At 70.9% G+C, this 16480-nt stretch carries 14 protein-coding genes; 8 read left to right on the top strand and 6 right to left on the bottom strand.

The window, feature by feature from the left end:
• Positions 1-31: 31 nt before the first annotated feature.
• The gene (gene lon, locus ACZ6I3_RS37155) at positions 32-2464 is read right to left on the bottom strand and encodes an endopeptidase La (RefSeq protein WP_469420762.1); all 2433 of its coding nucleotides are present in this window, start codon (positions 2462-2464) and stop codon (positions 32-34) included.
• Between the two features lie 177 nt (positions 2465-2641).
• Between lon and ACZ6I3_RS37150 the strand changes: the two genes are divergently transcribed.
• On the top strand, positions 2642-3307 hold the full coding sequence (locus ACZ6I3_RS37150; protein WP_469420761.1) for a GNAT family N-acetyltransferase: 666 nt from the start codon (positions 2642-2644) through the stop codon (positions 3305-3307).
• Between the two features lie 24 nt (positions 3308-3331).
• On the opposite strand, the gene ACZ6I3_RS37145 is transcribed toward ACZ6I3_RS37150, so the two are convergent.
• The gene (locus ACZ6I3_RS37145; protein WP_469420760.1) at positions 3332-4126 is read right to left on the bottom strand and encodes a rhomboid-like protein; all 795 of its coding nucleotides are present in this window, start codon (positions 4124-4126) and stop codon (positions 3332-3334) included.
• Positions 4127-4299: 173 nt separating this feature from the next.
• Between ACZ6I3_RS37145 and ACZ6I3_RS37140 the strand changes: the two genes are divergently transcribed.
• The 5 genes from ACZ6I3_RS37140 to ACZ6I3_RS37120 all read left to right on the top strand — a co-directional run bounded on the left by ACZ6I3_RS37140 (position 4300) and on the right by ACZ6I3_RS37120 (position 11335).
• The gene (locus ACZ6I3_RS37140; protein ID WP_469420759.1) at positions 4300-4977 is read left to right on the top strand and encodes a spermidine synthase family protein; all 678 of its coding nucleotides are present in this window, start codon (positions 4300-4302) and stop codon (positions 4975-4977) included.
• 133 nt (positions 4978-5110) lie between these two features.
• On the top strand, positions 5111-5851 hold the full coding sequence (locus ACZ6I3_RS37135; protein WP_184590528.1) for a response regulator transcription factor: 741 nt from the start codon (positions 5111-5113) through the stop codon (positions 5849-5851).
• Positions 5848-6960, top strand: coding sequence for a HAMP domain-containing sensor histidine kinase (locus ACZ6I3_RS37130; RefSeq protein WP_469420758.1), 1113 nt, complete (start codon positions 5848-5850; stop codon positions 6958-6960). Before ACZ6I3_RS37135 ends, ACZ6I3_RS37130 begins: the two co-directional genes overlap by 4 nt.
• A gap of 281 nt (positions 6961-7241) precedes the next feature.
• Positions 7242-11069 carry a multifunctional oxoglutarate decarboxylase/oxoglutarate dehydrogenase thiamine pyrophosphate-binding subunit/dihydrolipoyllysine-residue succinyltransferase subunit gene (locus ACZ6I3_RS37125; RefSeq protein WP_469420757.1) on the top strand — a complete coding sequence of 1276 codons (3828 nt, stop codon included), beginning with the start codon at positions 7242-7244 and terminating at the stop codon, positions 11067-11069.
• An 86-nt stretch (positions 11070-11155) separates the two neighbouring features.
• Positions 11156-11335: a DUF6104 family protein gene (locus ACZ6I3_RS37120; protein ID WP_003992906.1), complete on the top strand. Its 180-nt coding sequence runs from the start codon at positions 11156-11158 to the stop codon at positions 11333-11335.
• 76 nt (positions 11336-11411) lie between these two features.
• On the opposite strand, the gene ACZ6I3_RS37115 is transcribed toward ACZ6I3_RS37120, so the two are convergent.
• Positions 11412-12251: a hypothetical protein gene (locus tag ACZ6I3_RS37115; protein WP_469420756.1), complete on the bottom strand. Its 840-nt coding sequence runs from the start codon at positions 12249-12251 to the stop codon at positions 11412-11414.
• A gap of 148 nt (positions 12252-12399) precedes the next feature.
• Between ACZ6I3_RS37115 and ACZ6I3_RS37110 the strand changes: the two genes are divergently transcribed.
• The gene (locus ACZ6I3_RS37110) at positions 12400-13368 is read left to right on the top strand and encodes a DUF4097 family beta strand repeat-containing protein (RefSeq protein WP_469420755.1); all 969 of its coding nucleotides are present in this window, start codon (positions 12400-12402) and stop codon (positions 13366-13368) included.
• 1 nt (position 13369) lies between these two features.
• Positions 13370-14491: a PadR family transcriptional regulator gene (locus ACZ6I3_RS37105; RefSeq protein WP_469420754.1), complete on the top strand. Its 1122-nt coding sequence runs from the start codon at positions 13370-13372 to the stop codon at positions 14489-14491.
• Positions 14492-14513: 22 nt separating this feature from the next.
• Here ACZ6I3_RS37105 and ACZ6I3_RS37100 read toward each other — a convergent pair whose 3' ends face one another.
• The 3 genes from ACZ6I3_RS37100 to ACZ6I3_RS37090 form a co-directional block, all read right to left on the bottom strand.
• Positions 14514-15077 (bottom strand): Clp protease N-terminal domain-containing protein, encoded by a 564-nt coding sequence (locus ACZ6I3_RS37100; RefSeq protein ID WP_469420753.1) that lies wholly within the window; start codon positions 15075-15077, stop codon positions 14514-14516.
• Positions 15077-15286 (bottom strand): HTH domain-containing protein, encoded by a 210-nt coding sequence (locus ACZ6I3_RS37095; RefSeq protein WP_469420752.1) that lies wholly within the window; start codon positions 15284-15286, stop codon positions 15077-15079. The genes ACZ6I3_RS37100 and ACZ6I3_RS37095 overlap by 1 nt, the downstream gene beginning before the upstream one ends.
• A gap of 121 nt (positions 15287-15407) precedes the next feature.
• A complete protein-coding gene (locus ACZ6I3_RS37090) occupies positions 15408-16373 on the bottom strand; it encodes a zinc-binding dehydrogenase (protein WP_469420751.1) in 966 nt (321 codons plus the stop codon).
• Between the last annotated feature and the right edge of the window lie 107 nt (positions 16374-16480).

The raw sequence follows: 16480 nt of genomic DNA, 5'->3' as shown, positions 1-16480 counted from the left end.
AACCCGGGCCTTCCCTATCCGGCGACCTCCGTCACGCGGCCACCGGAACCTCGGGCGCCGCCCCGTTCGTCGCGGGCGCGAGCGCCAGCTCCAGGACCTGGCGGACGTCGGTCACGGCGTGGACGTCGAGCCTGTCCAGCACCTCGGCCGGGACGTCGTCCAGGTCGGGTTCGTTGCGCTTGGGGATGATCACGGTGGTGACCCCCGCGCGGTGCGCGGCCAGCAGCTTCTGCTTCACGCCGCCGATCGGCAGGACCCGCCCGGTCAGCGAGACCTCACCGGTCATCGCCACGTCCGTGCGGACCAGCCGGCCGGACAGCAGGGACGCGAGGGCCGTGGTCATCGTGATGCCGGCGCTGGGGCCGTCCTTGGGGACCGCGCCCGCCGGGAAGTGGATGTGCACGCCCCGGTCCTTCAGATCACCCACCGGCAGCTCGAACTCGGCACCGCGGGAACGCAGGAAGCTCAGCGCGATCTGCGCGGACTCCTTCATCACGTCGCCCAGCTGGCCGGTCAGGGTCAGCCCGGCCGCGCCCGTCTCCGGGTCGGCCAGCGACGCCTCCACATAGAGCACGTCACCGCCCGCTCCCGTCACCGCGAGCCCGGTCGCCACGCCCGGCACCGCGGTCCGCCGCTCCGCCGGGTCCTGCGCGGACTCGGGCACGTGGTGCGGCCGGCCGATCAGTGCGCGCAGATCCCCGTCCGTGACGGTGTACGGCAGCTTCCGCTCGCCCAGTTCGTGCTGGGCGGCGACCTTGCGCAGCAGCCGTGCGACGGACCGCTCCAGATTGCGGACGCCCGCCTCGCGCGTGTACTCACCGGCGAGCTTGCGCAGCGCGCCCTCGTCGACGGTCACCTCGCCCTCGGCGAGCCCGGCCCGCTCCAGCTGGCGCGGCAGCAGGTGGTCGCGGGCGATGACGACCTTCTCGTCCTCGGTGTAGCCGTCCAGGCGGACGATCTCCATCCGGTCGGCCAGCGCCTCCGGGATGGCCTCCAGGACGTTGGCGGTGGCCAGGAAGACGACGTCCGACAGGTCCAGCTCGACCTCCAGGTAGTGGTCCCGGAAGGTGTGGTTCTGCGCCGGGTCGAGGACTTCGAGGAGGGCGGCGGCCGGGTCGCCCCGGAAGTCCGAGCCCACCTTGTCGATCTCGTCGAGCAACACGACCGGGTTCATCGACCCGGCCTCCTTGATGGCCCGGACGACCCGGCCCGGCAGCGCGCCGACGTACGTACGCCGGTGGCCGCGGATCTCGGCCTCGTCGCGCACACCGCCGAGGGCGACGCGCACGAACTTCCGGCCCATCGCGTGGGCGACGGACTCACCGAGGCTGGTCTTGCCGACGCCGGGCGGGCCCACGAGCGCGAGCACGGCACCGCCGCGCCGCCCGCCGACCACGCCGAGGCCCCGGTCGGTACGCCGCTTGCGCACGGCGAGGTACTCGGTGATCCGCTCCTTCACGTCCTGAAGGCCCGCGTGCTCGGCGTCGAGGACGGCCTGGGCGCCCTGGATGTCGTAGGCGGCAGCGCTGTCATCGGATCGCTCGTTCCACGGCATCTCCAGGACCGTGTCGAGCCAGGTGCGGATCCAGGAGCCCTCGGGCGACTGGTCGGAGGACCGCTCCAGCTTGTCGACCTCCTTGAGCGCGGCCTCGCGGACGTTCTCCGGCAGGTCGGCGGCCTCCACACGGGCGCGGTAGTCGTCAGACTCCTCACCGTCCTGCTCGCCGTTCAGCTCACGCAGCTCCTTGCGGACGGCTTCCAGCTGACGCCGCAGCAGGAACTCGCGCTGCTGCTTGTCGACGCCCTCCTGGACGTCCTTGGCGATGGACTCGGCCACGTCCTGCTCGGCGAGGTGGTCGCGCAGCTGCTGGGCGGCGAGCTTCAGCCGGGCCACCGGGTCGGTGGTCTCCAGCAGCTCGATCTTCTGGTCGGTGGTCAGGAACGGCGAGTAGCCGGAGTTGTCGGCGAGCGCTGAGACGTCGTCGATGGCCTGGACCCGGTCGACGACCTGCCAGGCGCCGCGATTGCGCAGCCACGCGGTGGCCAGGGCCTTGTATTCCTTGACCAGTTCGGCGACCTGGCCGGGCAGCGGTTCCGGCACGGACTCGTCGAGGTGAGTGCCCTCGACCCAGAGGGCGGCGCCCGGACCCGTGGTCCCCGCCCCGATGCGCACCCGGCCCCGGCCGCGGATCAGGGCGCCCGGATCGCCGTCGGCGAGCCTTCCGACCTGCTCGACGGTGCCCAGGACACCGGTGTTCGCGTAGGTCCCGTCGATCCGCGGCACCAGGAGTACCCGGGGCTTCCCGGGTGTTGACCTGGCAGCGGCCTGAGCGGCCTCCACCGCGGCACGGACCTCGGAGTCACTCAGATCCAGCGGGACCACCATCCCGGGCAGCACGACCTCGTTGTCGAGCGGCAGCACGGGCAGGGTGAGCGGTGTGAACGCCTTGGACTCAGCAGCCATGATCTCCCCTTCGGCAGTCAAGTTGAGCTATGCCGACTCAATGCACGGGAGCTACCGGATGTTCCCCGACGTCCGTTCGCTGTCAGCGATCACCTGTGACACGGGAGGAGGGCGGACGCGTAAGGTCGGCTTCTGTAATAGATAAATAGCGAGGTTGGCCATTACCTGGGGGGCGGCGTGGAAGCGACCGTGCGGGCATGGGTGGACGGATGGGTCGTGTCGCGCGGGGCGGCTCCGCCCCTGACCGAGCCATGGGGCTGCACGATCGACGTGGGGGCGATCGGCCACGTCACACGGCATGTGTTCGGCGCGACGGGCGAGGATCTCGACGAGACGGCCGTCCGCAAGGTGGCCGGCGAAGTGACCGGGGACGCGGTCTGGCTGAAGGCGTTCCGGGATCCCTCGGTGATCGCCGGCTGGCTGGACGACCACTGGTGGATCGACCCCGAGCCCGGCTACCTGATGACGGTCCCCCTGGCAGCGGGCGATGTTCCGGACGTTCCCGACGGCTACCGGCTGCGCACCTGGTCACGCGGCGGGGTGACGCGCGTCCTGGTCGCCGCGCCGGACGGCTCCCTCGCCGCGCGCGGCCAGATCGCCCCGACCGGCGCGACCGCCGTCGCCGACCAGATCGAGACGGCCCCCGAGCACCGCCGCAGAGGGCTCGGCAGCCTCGTCATGCGGACGCTGCAGAACGCGGCCTTCCAGCAGGGAGCACGCACCGGTGTCCTGTCCGGGACACCCGCTGGACGAGGGCTCTACGAGGCACTGGGCTGGGAGATGGTGGCCCTGCTGACCAGCGCCAAGCACTGCCCGCCGACCGCCCCGCCTGCCTCGCCCTAGCCCCCGGGCCTGACGGGCTCGCCCTCAGCCCCCGGCAGCCCGCTTCGCGCCCCACCGCCGCAGCACCGGCCAGGTCGTGATGCCGATGGCCAGGGCGATCAGGTGGCCCCAGTTCGTCATCGGGTCGGTGAAGGCGAGGAGGTCCTGGAGCAGCATCCCGCCGAAGACGGCCAGCAGCGGCACCCGCAGCCAGAGGGGCAGCAGGCCGGCCAGGGCGCCGGTGCCGGCCGCGACGCCGAAGCTGACGCCGTAGTCGAGGCGGTGCAGCGAACTGTCGGGGAGGTGCCCGGCCAGCACCGCGAGCCCCACCGGGACCTCGGTCGCCAGCGTGGCCAGGGCGTGCCCGAGCAGGAAGACACCGGCCGTGCGCAGGCCCCCGATCCGTCGCTCCAGCGCGGTCAGCACCAGCACGAATCCGATCGTGAACGGCGAGGCCACCCCGCCCGCGACCCACAGCGCGCTGCCGACCAGCACCAGCCCCGGCGTCCGCACCAGATGCGCCACATCGGTGCTGGAGCCCTGGAGCAGGGCGTGGACCAGCGCGGGGTCCGCGTACGCGGAGATCAGCGAGGTGACACAGAGCACGAGCGCGTACCCGAACGTGAACGGCGTACCCGTCGGCGTGGGCAGCAGCCGCCAGGGGCGCGGCACCCGGAGGCGGGGCTCCTTCACCGGGACGGGCTCCCGGACGCCCGCACCCCCGCCCTCGCGCGGGCCCCGCTGCCTCGGGACCCCGTCCAGCAGCCCCGGCGCGTCGGAAACGGGCGCGCCCGCCGGCGCCGTCGCGGCCGTCTCGTCGGGCGGCGCGGTGCGTTCCAAAACGGGCACTCCTTCCATCATGCCCCAGCCTTCGCGTACCCCTACCCCCCTGTCTGTGACCGGCACCACGCGAGAGCCGATTCACAGCAACCCGAAAGGAGCGCCCCGCGTCCCCCCGCCGGCCGCTCCGTAATGCTTGGCGCCGGACACCCCGCACCTGCCAGGATGCTCGGATGTCCACCTCGAACGACCTGCCCGATGTACTGGACCGGCGCGAGGGCCCGCACGGCGAGGTCGTGCTGCGGCGGCGCGGAGACCGCCTGGAGATCATCGCCAACGGCTGCTTCCTGATGGACACCTCCGACGGCCGCTCGGAGCGGCGGCTGGTCGAGGCGGCCCTGGAGGCCCTGGCCGGCCGGGCCCGCCCGGACGTGCTGATCGGCGGACTCGGCGTCGGCTTCTCCCTCGCCCACGCGGCGGCGGACCCCCGCTGGGGAGAGATCACGGTCGTGGAACGCGAGCACGCGATTGTCGAATGGCACCTCGACGGCCCGCTCTCCGCGTTCTCCGCCGAGGCCTTGGCCGACCCCCGCGCGAAAATCGTCGAATCCGATCTCGTGGCGTACGTCAATGAGACATCCGACACGTTCGACGCCCTGTGTCTCGACATCGACAACGGCCCCGGCTGGACCGTCACGGAGGGCAACGGAAATCTCTACTCGGGCGCCGGACTGGCAAGCTGCGCAAGGGTGTTGAGACCCGGTGGCGTACTCGCCGTCTGGTCCGCCCAGCCCTCGCCGGAATTCGAAGAAACCTTGCGGAATGCCGGGTTCCAGCGGGTGCGTACCGAAGAGATCCCGGTTGCCCGGGGCGTTCCGGACGTCGTACACCTCGGCATCCGCCCTGGATAGCAAAGGCGTGCTGACTCCCCGTACGCTGCTCCTCTGACGCCGATCATTCAAGCGTCAATCGCAACGATGCGCAGGCACAGCCAGTCAGAAGGAATCACCCCACTGATTCCGGAAAGCACCCCAGGGGCGGGCGATGGAGCAGACACAGACCTCCCACAACGGTTCGGCGACGGCTACCCCGGGCGCACAGCGCCGGGTTCTCGTCGTCGAGGACGACGCCACGATCGTGGACGCCATCGCGACCCGCCTGCGCGCCGAGGGATTCCTCGTGCAAACGGCGGGCGACGGTCCGGCCGCGGTCGACACGGCCGAGGCCTGGCAGCCCGACCTGCTGATCCTCGACATCATGCTGCCCGGCTTCGACGGTCTGGAGGTCTGCCGGCGCGTGCAGGCCGCCCGGCCGGTGCCGGTGATGATGCTCACGGCGCGCGACGACGAGACCGACATGCTGGTCGGGCTGGGCGTCGGCGCCGACGACTACATGACGAAGCCGTTCTCGATGCGGGAGCTGGCGGCGCGTGTGCACGTACTGCTGCGCCGTGTGGAGCGGGCCGCGCTGGCCGCCGCCACGCCGCGCAGCGGCATCCTGCGCCTCGGCGAGCTGGAGATCGATCACGCTCAGCGACGCGTGCGGGTGCGGAGTGAGGATGTTCACCTCACGCCGACCGAGTTCGATCTGCTGGTCTGCCTGGCGAACACCCCGCGCGCGGTGCTCTCGCGCGAGCAGCTGCTCGCCGAGGTCTGGGACTGGGCGGACGCCTCCGGCACCCGGACCGTCGACAGCCACATCAAGGCGCTGCGCCGGAAGATCGGCGCCGAGCGGATCCGCACGGTGCACGGCGTGGGCTACGCCCTGGAGACCCCGACGCCATGAGCGGCGGACCGGCCGCACGGAGAAACCCCGGGGAGCCGGAACCCTGGGGCGGGGTGAGCCCGTTCTCTATCAAGACCAAGCTGGGCGCGCTGGTCGTCATCTCGGTGCTGATCACGACAGGTCTGTCGGTGATCGCGGTGCACACGAAGACGGAGCTGCGCTTCATCACGGTCTTCTCGATGATCGCCACACTCCTCATCACGCAGTTCGTGGCCCATTCGCTCACCGCGCCGCTGGACGAGATGACCGCCGTGGCCCGCTCCATCTCGCAGGGCGACTACACCCGCCGGGTGCGGGACAACCGCCGTGACGAGCTGGGCGACCTGGCGGTGACGATCAACGCCATGGCCGACGAGCTGGAGGCCCAGGACCGCCAGCGCAAGGAGCTGGTGGCGAACGTCTCGCACGAGCTGCGCACGCCCATCGCGGGTCTGCGCGCGGTGCTGGAGAACATCGTCGACGGCGTCACCCAGGCCGACCCGGAGACCATGCGCACGGCCCTGAAGCAGACCGAGCGGCTCGGCCGGCTGGTGGAGACGCTGCTGGACCTGTCCCGCCTGGACAACGGCGTCGTACCGCTGAAACAGCGGCGCTTCGAGGTGTGGCCGTATCTGTCGGGCGTGCTGAAGGAGGCCAACATGGTCGCCTCCGTGCGCGCGGGCATCGCCACCGGCTCGGGCAGTCACACCCGTACGGACGTCCATCTGCACCTCGATGTGTCCCCGCCGGAGTTGACCGCGCACGCCGACCCGGAGCGCATCCACCAGGTCGTGGCCAATCTCATCGACAACGCGGTCAAGCACAGCCCGCCGCACGGCCGGGTGACGGTCAAGGCGCGGCGCGGCACGCTGCCGGAGTCGCTGGAGCTGGAGGTCCTGGACGAGGGCCCCGGCATTCCGAAGTCCGAGTGGCACCGCGTCTTCGAGCGGTTCAACCGCGGCAGCGCCAAGCGGCCGCAGGGCCCGGCCAGCGACGGCGGCACAGGTCTCGGCCTGGCGATCGCCCGCTGGGCGGTGGATCTGCACGGCGGTCGGATCGGAGTGGCCGAATCCGAGCGAGGTTGCCGGATTCTTGTCACTCTTCCGGGACTTACATCTCTGCCAAGTTGACGTAAAGTTCGAAGCGGAGCCTCAAGATCCACGGGCGTCCGCGCTGACGGACACGTGTGATCAGGCACAGACCCGCGCCATCGGCGCCCCGGGTGCCGCTCCCCCCTTCCCTCCTTAAGCGGAACCACGCTTGTTTCCCGCCATTTCAAGCGCTGAAACACGCTTCGAAGTGTGACTTGCGTGACGTTGAACGGGCCCGGCCTGACCTACCCGGTCCGGGAGGCGTAGCCTTGATTCCCGCTGTCCATCATCTTGTGAAGCGGAAGAGGGCGGTTGCCGCCGTGTCGCCACAGTCCCCCAGTAACTCGAGCATCTCGACCGACACCGACCAAGCGGGGAAGAACCCTGCCGCGTCGTTCGGTGCCAACGAGTGGCTCGTCGACGAGATCTATCAGCAGTACCTCCAGGACCCGAACTCGGTAGACCGAGCCTGGTGGGACTTCTTCGCCGACTACAAGCCAGGGGCGGCCGCCGCCCCGGCTCCGGCGGGTACCGCGGCCGCGGGGGCCGCGGGGACCACCACCGCCCAGCCGGCGGCCCAGGCCGCCCCCGCCCAGGCCGCGGCCCCCGCCCCGGCGGCCGAGAAGCCCGCCGCCGCGCCGGCTCCCGCCTCGGCTCCGGCCCAGGCGAAGCCCGCCGCGCAGGCCCCGGCCCAGGCCGCCGCCCCGGCGAAGGCCGCTCCGGCCGCCGCCAAGCCGGCCGCCGCGAAGCCGAAGGCCGAGCCCGCCGCCGAGGCTCCCTCGGGCCCCGAGCAGGTCGTGCTGCGCGGCCCCGCCGCCGCGGTCGCGAAGAACATGAACGCCTCCCTGGAAGTGCCCACGGCCACGTCCGTGCGCGCCGTCCCGGTGAAGCTGCTGTTCGACAACCGCATCGTCATCAACAACCACCTGAAGCGCGCCCGGGGCGGGAAGATCTCCTTCACGCACCTGATCGGCTACGCGATGGTGCAGGCCATCAAGGCCATGCCGTCGATGAACTACTCCTTCGTGGAGAAGGACGGCAAGCCGACCCTGGTCAAGCCGGAGCACGTCAACTTCGGCCTCGCCATCGACCTGGTCAAGCCCAACGGCGACCGCCAGCTCGTGGTCGCGGGCATCAAGAAGGCCGAGACCCTGAACTTCTTCGAGTTCTGGCAGGCCTACGAGGACATCGTCCGCCGCGCCCGCGACGGCAAGCTCGGCATGGACGACTTCACCGGTGTGACGGTCTCCCTGACCAACCCCGGCGGCCTCGGCACCGTGCACTCCGTGCCGCGTCTGATGCCCGGCCAGTCGGTGATCATGGGCGTCGGTTCCATGGACTACCCGGCGGAGTTCCAGGGCACGTCCCAGGACACGCTGAACAAGCTCGGCATCTCGAAGGTCATGACGCTCACGTCGACCTACGACCACCGGGTCATCCAGGGCGCCGCCTCCGGCGAGTTCCTGCGGATCGTCGCGAACCTCCTCCTCGGCGAGAACGGCTTCTACGACGAGATCTTCGAGGCGCTGCGCATCCCCTACGAGCCGGTCCGCTGGCTCAAGGACATCGACGCCAGCCACGACGACGACGTCACCAAGGCCGCCCGTGTCTTCGAGCTGATCCACTCCTACCGGGTCCGCGGCCACGTCATGGCCGACACCGACCCGCTGGAGTACCAGCAGCGCAAGCACCCCGACCTGGACATCACCGAGCACGGGCTCACCCTGTGGGACCTGGAGCGCGAGTTCGCCGTCGGCGGCTTCTCCGGCAAGTCCCTGATGAAGCTGCGCGACATCCTCGGCGTGCTGCGCGACTCGTACTGCCGCACCACCGGCGTCGAGTTCATGCACATCCAGGACCCGAAGCAGCGCCGGTGGATCCAGGACCGCATCGAGCGGGCGCACACCAAGCCGGAGCGCGAGGAGCAGCTGCGCATCCTGCGCCGGCTGAACGCCGCCGAGGCCTTCGAGACCTTCCTGCAGACGAAGTACGTCGGCCAGAAGCGCTTCTCCCTGGAGGGCGGCGAGTCCGTCATCCCGCTGCTGGACGCGGTCCTGGACAGCGCGGCGGAGTCCCGCCTCGACGAGGTCGTCGTCGGCATGGCCCACCGCGGCCGGCTGAACGTCCTGGCGAACATCGTCGGCAAGTCGTACGCCCAGATCTTCCGCGAGTTCGAGGGCAACCTCGACCCGAAGTCGATGCACGGCTCCGGCGACGTGAAGTACCACCTGGGCGCCGAGGGCACCTTCACGGGCCTGGACGGCGAGCAGATCAAGGTCTCGCTGGCCGCCAACCCCTCCCACCTGGAGGCGGTCGACCCGATCCTGGAGGGCATCGCCCGCGCCAAGCAGGACATCATCAACAAGGGCGGCACGGACTTCACGGTCCTGCCGGTGGCGATCCACGGCGACGCGGCCTTCGCGGGCCAGGGCGTGGTGGCCGAGACCCTGAACATGTCGCAGCTGCGCGGCTACCGCACCGGCGGCACGGTCCACGTGGTCATCAACAACCAGGTCGGCTTCACGGCTGCCCCCGAGTCGTCGCGCTCCTCGATGTACGCCACCGACGTGGCCCGCATGATCGAGGCGCCGATCTTCCACGTGAACGGCGACGACCCCGAGGCCGTCGTCCGCGTTGCCCGCCTGGCCTTCGAATTCCGCCAGGCGTTCAACAAGGACGTGGTGATCGACCTCATCTGCTACCGCCGCCGCGGTCACAACGAGTCGGACAACCCGGCCTTCACCCAGCCGCTGATGTACGACCTGATCGACAAGAAGCGCTCGGTGCGCAAGCTGTACACCGAGTCCCTCATCGGTCGCGGCGACATCACCCTGGAAGAGGCCGAGCAGGCGCTTCAGGACTACCAGGGCCAGCTGGAGAAGGTCTTCACGGAGGTCCGCGAGGCCACCGCGCAGCCGGCCGCCGCGGAGCCCACCGACCCACAGGCCGAGTTCCCGGTCGCCGTGAACACCGCGGTGACCTCGGAGGTCGTCAAGCGGATCGCCGAGTCCCAGGTCAACATCCCCGACCACATCACCGTCCACCCGCGGCTGCTGCCGCAGCTGCAGCGCCGGGCGTCGATGGTCGAGGACGGCACGATCGACTGGGGCATGGGCGAGACCCTCGCCATCGGCTCCCTCCTGCTGGAGGGCGTCCCGGTCCGCCTCGCGGGCCAGGACTCGCAGCGCGGTACGTTCGGCCAGCGCCACGCGGTCATCATCGACCGCACCACGGGCGACGAGTACACGCCGCTGCAGTACCTCTCCGAGGACCAGGCGCGACTGAACGTCTACAACTCCCTCCTCTCCGAGTACGCGGCGATGGGCTTCGAGTACGGCTACTCGCTGGCCCGCCCGAACGCGCTCGTGATGTGGGAGGCGCAGTTCGGCGACTTCGTCAACGGCGCCCAGACGGTCGTGGACGAGTTCATCTCGTCGGCCGAGCAGAAGTGGGCCCAGACGTCCGGCGTCGTCCTGCTCCTGCCGCACGGCTACGAGGGCCAGGGCCCGGACCACTCCTCGGCCCGCCCGGAGCGCTTCCTGCAGCTCTGCGCCCAGAACAACATGACGGTCGCCACGCCGACGTCGCCGTCGAACTACTTCCACCTCCTGCGGTGGCAGGTGCACAACCCGCACCACAAGCCGCTGGTGGTCTTCACGCCGAAGTCGATGCTGCGCCTGAAGGCGGCGGCGGCGCAGGCGGAGGAGTTCACGACGGGCCAGTTCCAGCCGGTCATCGGCGACGCGTCGGTCGACCCGGCCGCGGTCAAGAAGGTCGTCTTCTGCGCCGGCAAGGTCTACTACGACCTGGAGGCCGAGCGTCAGAAGCGGGGCGTCACGGACACGGCGATCATCCGCATCGAGCGCCTGTACCCGCTGCCGGGTGCCGAGCTCCAGGCGGAGATCAAGAAGTACCCGAACGCCGAGAAGTACCTGTGGGCCCAGGAGGAGCCGGCGAACCAGGGTGCCTGGCCGTTCATCGCGCTCAACCTGATCGACCACCTGGACCTGGCGGTCGGCGCCGACGTCCCGCACGGCGAGCGCCTGCGCCGCATCTCGCGCCCGCACGGCTCGTCCCCGGCGGTCGGTTCCGCGAAGCGGCACCAGGCCGAGCAGGAGCAGTTGGTGCGTGAGGTGTTCGAGGCGTAAACGCCCTCGCGCGTCCTACGTGACCGGGCCGCATCCCCGCTACGGGGGTGCGGCCCAGCCGTTTGCGCGCACCTATCCTTGACGGCATGTACTTCACGGACCGTGGCATCGAGGAACTGGAGAAGCGGCGCGGCGAGGAGGAGGTCACCTTCGAGTGGCTCGCCGAGCAGCTGCGGACGTTCGTCGATCTGAACCCCGACTTCGAGGTGCCGGTGGAGCGCCTGGCGACGTGGCTGGCACGGCTGGACGACGAGGACGACGAGTAGGAACCCGCCGCCGGGCCCGAGCGGTCAGTCGCGCGAGCTGTCAGCGGTCAGTCGCGTGGATACGAGCGGTCACCGGTCAGTCGCGTGGATACATGAGGCCGTACGCCAGGCCCAGCGTGCCGTTGGCCAGCAGCAGCCCTCCGGCGGCGACCCAGCCCCCGCTGCGCCGCCGTAGCCCCCAGGCCAGGAGCGGTACGCCCGCCGCCACTTGAGCGAGAGCCAGGGCCCGGGCCCTGGGGTCACCGGTCCAGGGCATCCAGGGGCCGAGGCGGCTGCGGCCGACGGTGTGGCGCTCCGCGACGGCCTCACGCCCGCCCGGCCATGCGACCGGGAGGCTGTCCGGCCGGAGCGCGGCGGCTTCCCGGAGGCGGTCGGCGGGTTCGCCGGGGGCGAGTTCGGGAGGCAGTGCGACGCCCACGCGCGCGAGGACCGCCAGCAGGCCGCGCAGCCGGGTGCGGGCATCGGCCGCGGAGTCGGGTTTCGCCAGTTCGTCGAGGTCCTGGACGGCCAGGACGGGATCGAGGCCCACGCGCGCTGCGAAGGTGCGCATCGCCTCGTCCTCCCCCACCGCTACGCCGCTCGCGAGCCAGTCGAAGCCGACCGGGCGGCGGAAGCCGGACGCGAGCAGGAAACCCGCGTGGTCGGTGTCCCACCACAGGGCGAGGACGGGCCAGGGCGCGCCGACGGCGAGGGCCGTGGCCCAGCCGGTGACCACCCGGTCGACGGGCTCACCGCCGTCCCGCCAGGGCCCGCCCTCGGGGACGAGCACGCTCCAGCCGTCGCCCGCTCGAATGAGCTGCATGGGTTCGCGCAGCAGGTGGGCGACGGGCGCGACGGCCCCGGGCACCTCCCTGCACAGCAGCAGCGCCCCAGGGGCGGGACCTGCGGGTCCGGTACGGCCAGCTTCCGTCGGCATGGTCACACGCTAGGTCGGCTCGCCCCCATGTGAACACTTTTACCCACCCCGCCACCCCCACAACGAGTGTCTTGACTTTCCCTTGCCACGATATATCGTGAATACGAGAAGACGCGATATGGCGCGTTGAGTCGGGGAGGTCTGCACCATGTCCGAGTGGTCTGTCGCGGAACCGAAGAAGCTCACCTTCGACGAGCCCGTGAGCGATCTGCACGTGCGACTCGTCAACGGAACGGTGAACGTGGTGGGCACGGACGAAGGTTCCGCCCGCCTGGAGATCTCCGAGATCGAGGGCCCACCGCTGGTGGTGACCCAGCAGGACGGCACGCTCACGGTGGCCTACGAGGACCTGCCCTGGAAGGGCTTCCTCAAGTGGCTGGACCGCAAGGGCTGGCGCCGCAGCGCGGTGGTCTCCCTGGCCGTCCCGGCCGGCACCCGGGTGGAGGTGGGGGTGGTCGGCGCGGCCGCCGTGATCTCCGGGATCCAGGGACCGTCCGTGGTGAAGGGCGTCACGGGCGACACGACCCTGGTGGGACTCTCCGGCCCGGTCCGCGCCGACACGGTCTCCGGCAGCCTGGAGGCCCAGGACGTGACCGGCGACCTCCGGTTCAACTCCGTCTCCGGCGACCTCACGGTGGTCGAGGGCTCCGGCCCCTCCGTGCGGGCCGAATCAGTCAGCGGCTCCATGATCATCGACCTCGATCCGGACGGCCCCACGGATGTGCGGCTGACCAGCGTCTCGGGCGAGATCGCGATCCGCCTGCCCCACCCGGCGGACGCGGAGGTCGAGGCCAACACGGCGAGCGGTGCCATCTCCAACGCCTTCGACGGACTACGGGTGCACGGCCAGTGGGGCGCCCACAAGATCACGGGTCGTCTCGGAGCGGGAAACGGCACACTGCGGGCCACCACCGTGTCCGGCTCCATCGCCCTGCTGCGCCGCCCGGCCGGAGAGGACGAGGACGAGCCCTGGGAGACACACCCCGGCTCGGGCCACTCGCCGACGGACCCGCCGGTCGGCCCGCGGGGCGACTCGGGGGACAATTCCGTCTCCGGCCGGAGCGAGGGCGCCACCGACGCCCCGGCCGACGGCACGACCGACAAGAAGGTGCTCTGACATGCCCCCCGTCTTCGCCCACGGCCGCCTCCGCCTCTACCTGCTGAAGCTGCTGGACGAGGCCCCCCGCCACGGCTACGAGGTGATCCGCCTCCTCGAGGAGCGCTTCCAGGGGCTGTACGCACCGTCGGCGGGCACGGTCTACCCGCGCCTGGCCAAGCTGGAGGCCGAGGGCCTGGTCACCCACACCACCGAGGGCGGCCGCAAGGTGTACTCGATCACGGACGCCGGCCGGGCCGAACTGGCCGACCGCAGCGGCGAGCTGGCCGATCTGGAACTGGAGATCCGCGAGTCGGTCGCGGAGCTGGCCGCCGAGATCCAGGCTGATGTGCGCGGAGCCGCGGGCGACCTGCGCCGCGAGATGCGCGCGGCGGCGACCGAGGCCCGCCGCGGCGACGGCGGCAAGACCTCCGGCGCACAGGACGCCCCCTTCGGTGACTTCACGGCTTACGGCGACAAGGAGGCCTGGCGCGTCGCCAAGGAGGAGATGCGGCGCGCCAGGCAGGAGTGGAAGGAACAGGCCCGCCGCGCCAAGGACGAGAGCCGCCGCGCCCGCGAGGACGCCCAGCGCGCCCGCCGCCAGGCGAAGGAGGCCCAGGAGCAGGCCCGGGCCCAGGCGCAGGAGCAGGTGCAGCACATCGCCCGCCGGGTCCAGGAGCAGGTGCAGGACCACTTCACGCGGGGCGACTGGCCTACGGGCCTGCGCGAGGGCCTGAGCGAACTGGTCAAGGAGGTGGGCGAGTTCGGAAAGGGCTACGGCAAGGACTTCGGCTTCGACTGGACCGGCACGGGAACGGGCACCGGCACCGGATCCAACACGGCATCCGGCACGCGGCCCGGCCCCCACCGGCCGACCACCCCCGAGGCACCCCCCGAGCCGCCCTCACAGCCCTCTGCGGACTTCCCGGCCGCCTACGAACCTGCCTGGGCCCACGAGGACACCGCGGACTCCACCGGCGACCCCGCCCGTGCCCTGGACCGCCTGCTCGACCGCTTCCGGGACGACATCCGCGACGCGGCCCGCGACCACGGCGTCACCTCCGACCAACTGCGCGACGCCCGCAGCCACCTGTCGACGGCGGCGGCCCACATAGGAGCACTGCTGCGCACGCCGAAGAAGTAGGCAGCCGGAGGGGAACCCCCCGTCACCCGGCCTTGGCCTCGCCACCTCCGTACAGCACCCGCACCAGGGACTCGTACGTCACCCCGTGGTCGGCGAGGACCTCGGCCGGCACGCCGGGGCGCATGGTCAGGGCCAGCAGGATGTGCTCATCACCGATGTGCCGGTCCCGCTGGGCCAGGGCGACGCGCAAGGAGTGCTCCAGAACCCCCTTGGCACCCCGCCCGAACGAGGGCCGCCCCGACCACCACCCCTTGTCCTTACGGTCGCCGGACAAGGCGCCGACCCCGTGCACCTCCTCCACCCGGGCGACGATCTCCGCCACGTCGATCCCCAACCCGGCGAGCGCGTCGGTGTCGGCCTGTGACAGCCCGGCCCGCCGCCGCGCCTGACGCAGCGCCTGGCGCACGGACTCCCGCCGCTCCCCGAGCCCGAGAGCGGTCAGCGCGAACGAACCACGACTGCCCTCACGGTCGAGCAGCGCCAGCAGCAGATGCTCCGGCTCCACACTCTGCCCGTCCCCCTCCTCCACGTACTCGAACGCGCTCTTCACCACACCCCGGGCGTCGTTCGTGAACCGCTCGAACATCAATGCCTCCCGTACTTCTTGTGCACGGCCTGCCTGCTCACACCGAGTTCGGCGGCGATCTCCTGCCACGACCAGCCCTGATTGCGCGCATTGCGCACCTGTACGGCTTCCAGCTGCTCCAGCAGCTTGCGCAGCGCGGCGACGGCCCGCAGGCCGACCCGTGGATCACGGTCACCCGCGCGCTCGGCCAGATCCGTTGCTTCGGTCATACCGTCAACCTACGTTGACGCCCGACCTCCGTCAACCCCAGTTGACACACGAAAGCGGCCGGCCCATCCCGGACCGACCGCCGACGTCACACAGGGAGCACCTCAGGAACCCCCCGAACCCTCAGGAATTTGTCAGCACGACCTTCCCGAACTGCTCACCCGAAGCCAGCCGTTCGAAGCCTTCACGCGCGCGGTCCATGGGCAGCACCTCGTCGATCACGGGCCGCACACCGGTGGCGGCACAGAACGCGAGCAGATCCTCCAGCTCGTCCTTGGTGCCCATCGTGGAACCGACGACCTTGAGCTCGAGGAAGAAGATTCGGGTCAGCTCGGCGTGCGACGGCCGGTCACCACTCGTCGCACCGGAAATCACCAGCGTGCCTCCGGGCTTCAGCGACTTCACGGAGTGCGACCACGTCGCCGCCCCGACGGTCTCGATCACCGCGTCGACCCGCTGCGGCAGCCGCGCTCCGGACTCCACGGCCTCCACGGCCCCCAGCTCCACGGCCCGCTTCCGCTTGGCCTCGTCCCGGCTGGTCGCGAAGACCCGCAGCCCGGCCGCCCTCCCCAGCACGATGGCGGCCGTGGCGACACCACCGCCGGCTCCCTGCACCAGCACGGAGTCGCCGGGCCGAACACCCGCGTTGGTGAACAGCATCCGATAAGCGGTCAGCCACGCGGTCGGCAGACAAGCGGCCTCCTCGAAGGAGAGCTCCTTGGGCTTGGGCAGGATGTTCCAGGTCGGCACGGCGACCTGCTCCGCGAACGTGCCCTGGTACCGCTCGGTGAGGATGGAACGCGGCTCCTTGGGGCCCACCCCGTGCCCGGTCTGCCCGATCACGGAGTGCAGGACGACTTCGTTGCCGTCCTCGTCGACACCGGCGGCGTCACAGCCGAGGATCATCGGCAGCTTGTCCTCTGCGAGGCCGACGCCGCGCAGGGACCACAGGTCGTGGTGGTTGAGGGAGGCGGCCTTGACCGTGACGGTGCTCCAGCCGGAGCGGGCCTCGGGAGCCGGGCGCTCTCCCAACTCCAGGCCGGTCAGCGGCTGGTCGCGGTCGATTCGGGCGGCATAGACAGCGAACATGACCTTGACGATAGGTTCCCGGACCGACCGTTGGAACCACCGCCGCATGTGAGACACACCCTCTTGCCATGCACTCCGAACAGCCCCACCCACCCCGACCAAAGGAA

Source organism: Streptomyces sp. NPDC041940, from assembly GCF_055589465.1.
Note: the sequence above shows the minus strand (reverse complement) of the source record. Positions and strands in the feature narration are given on the sequence as shown.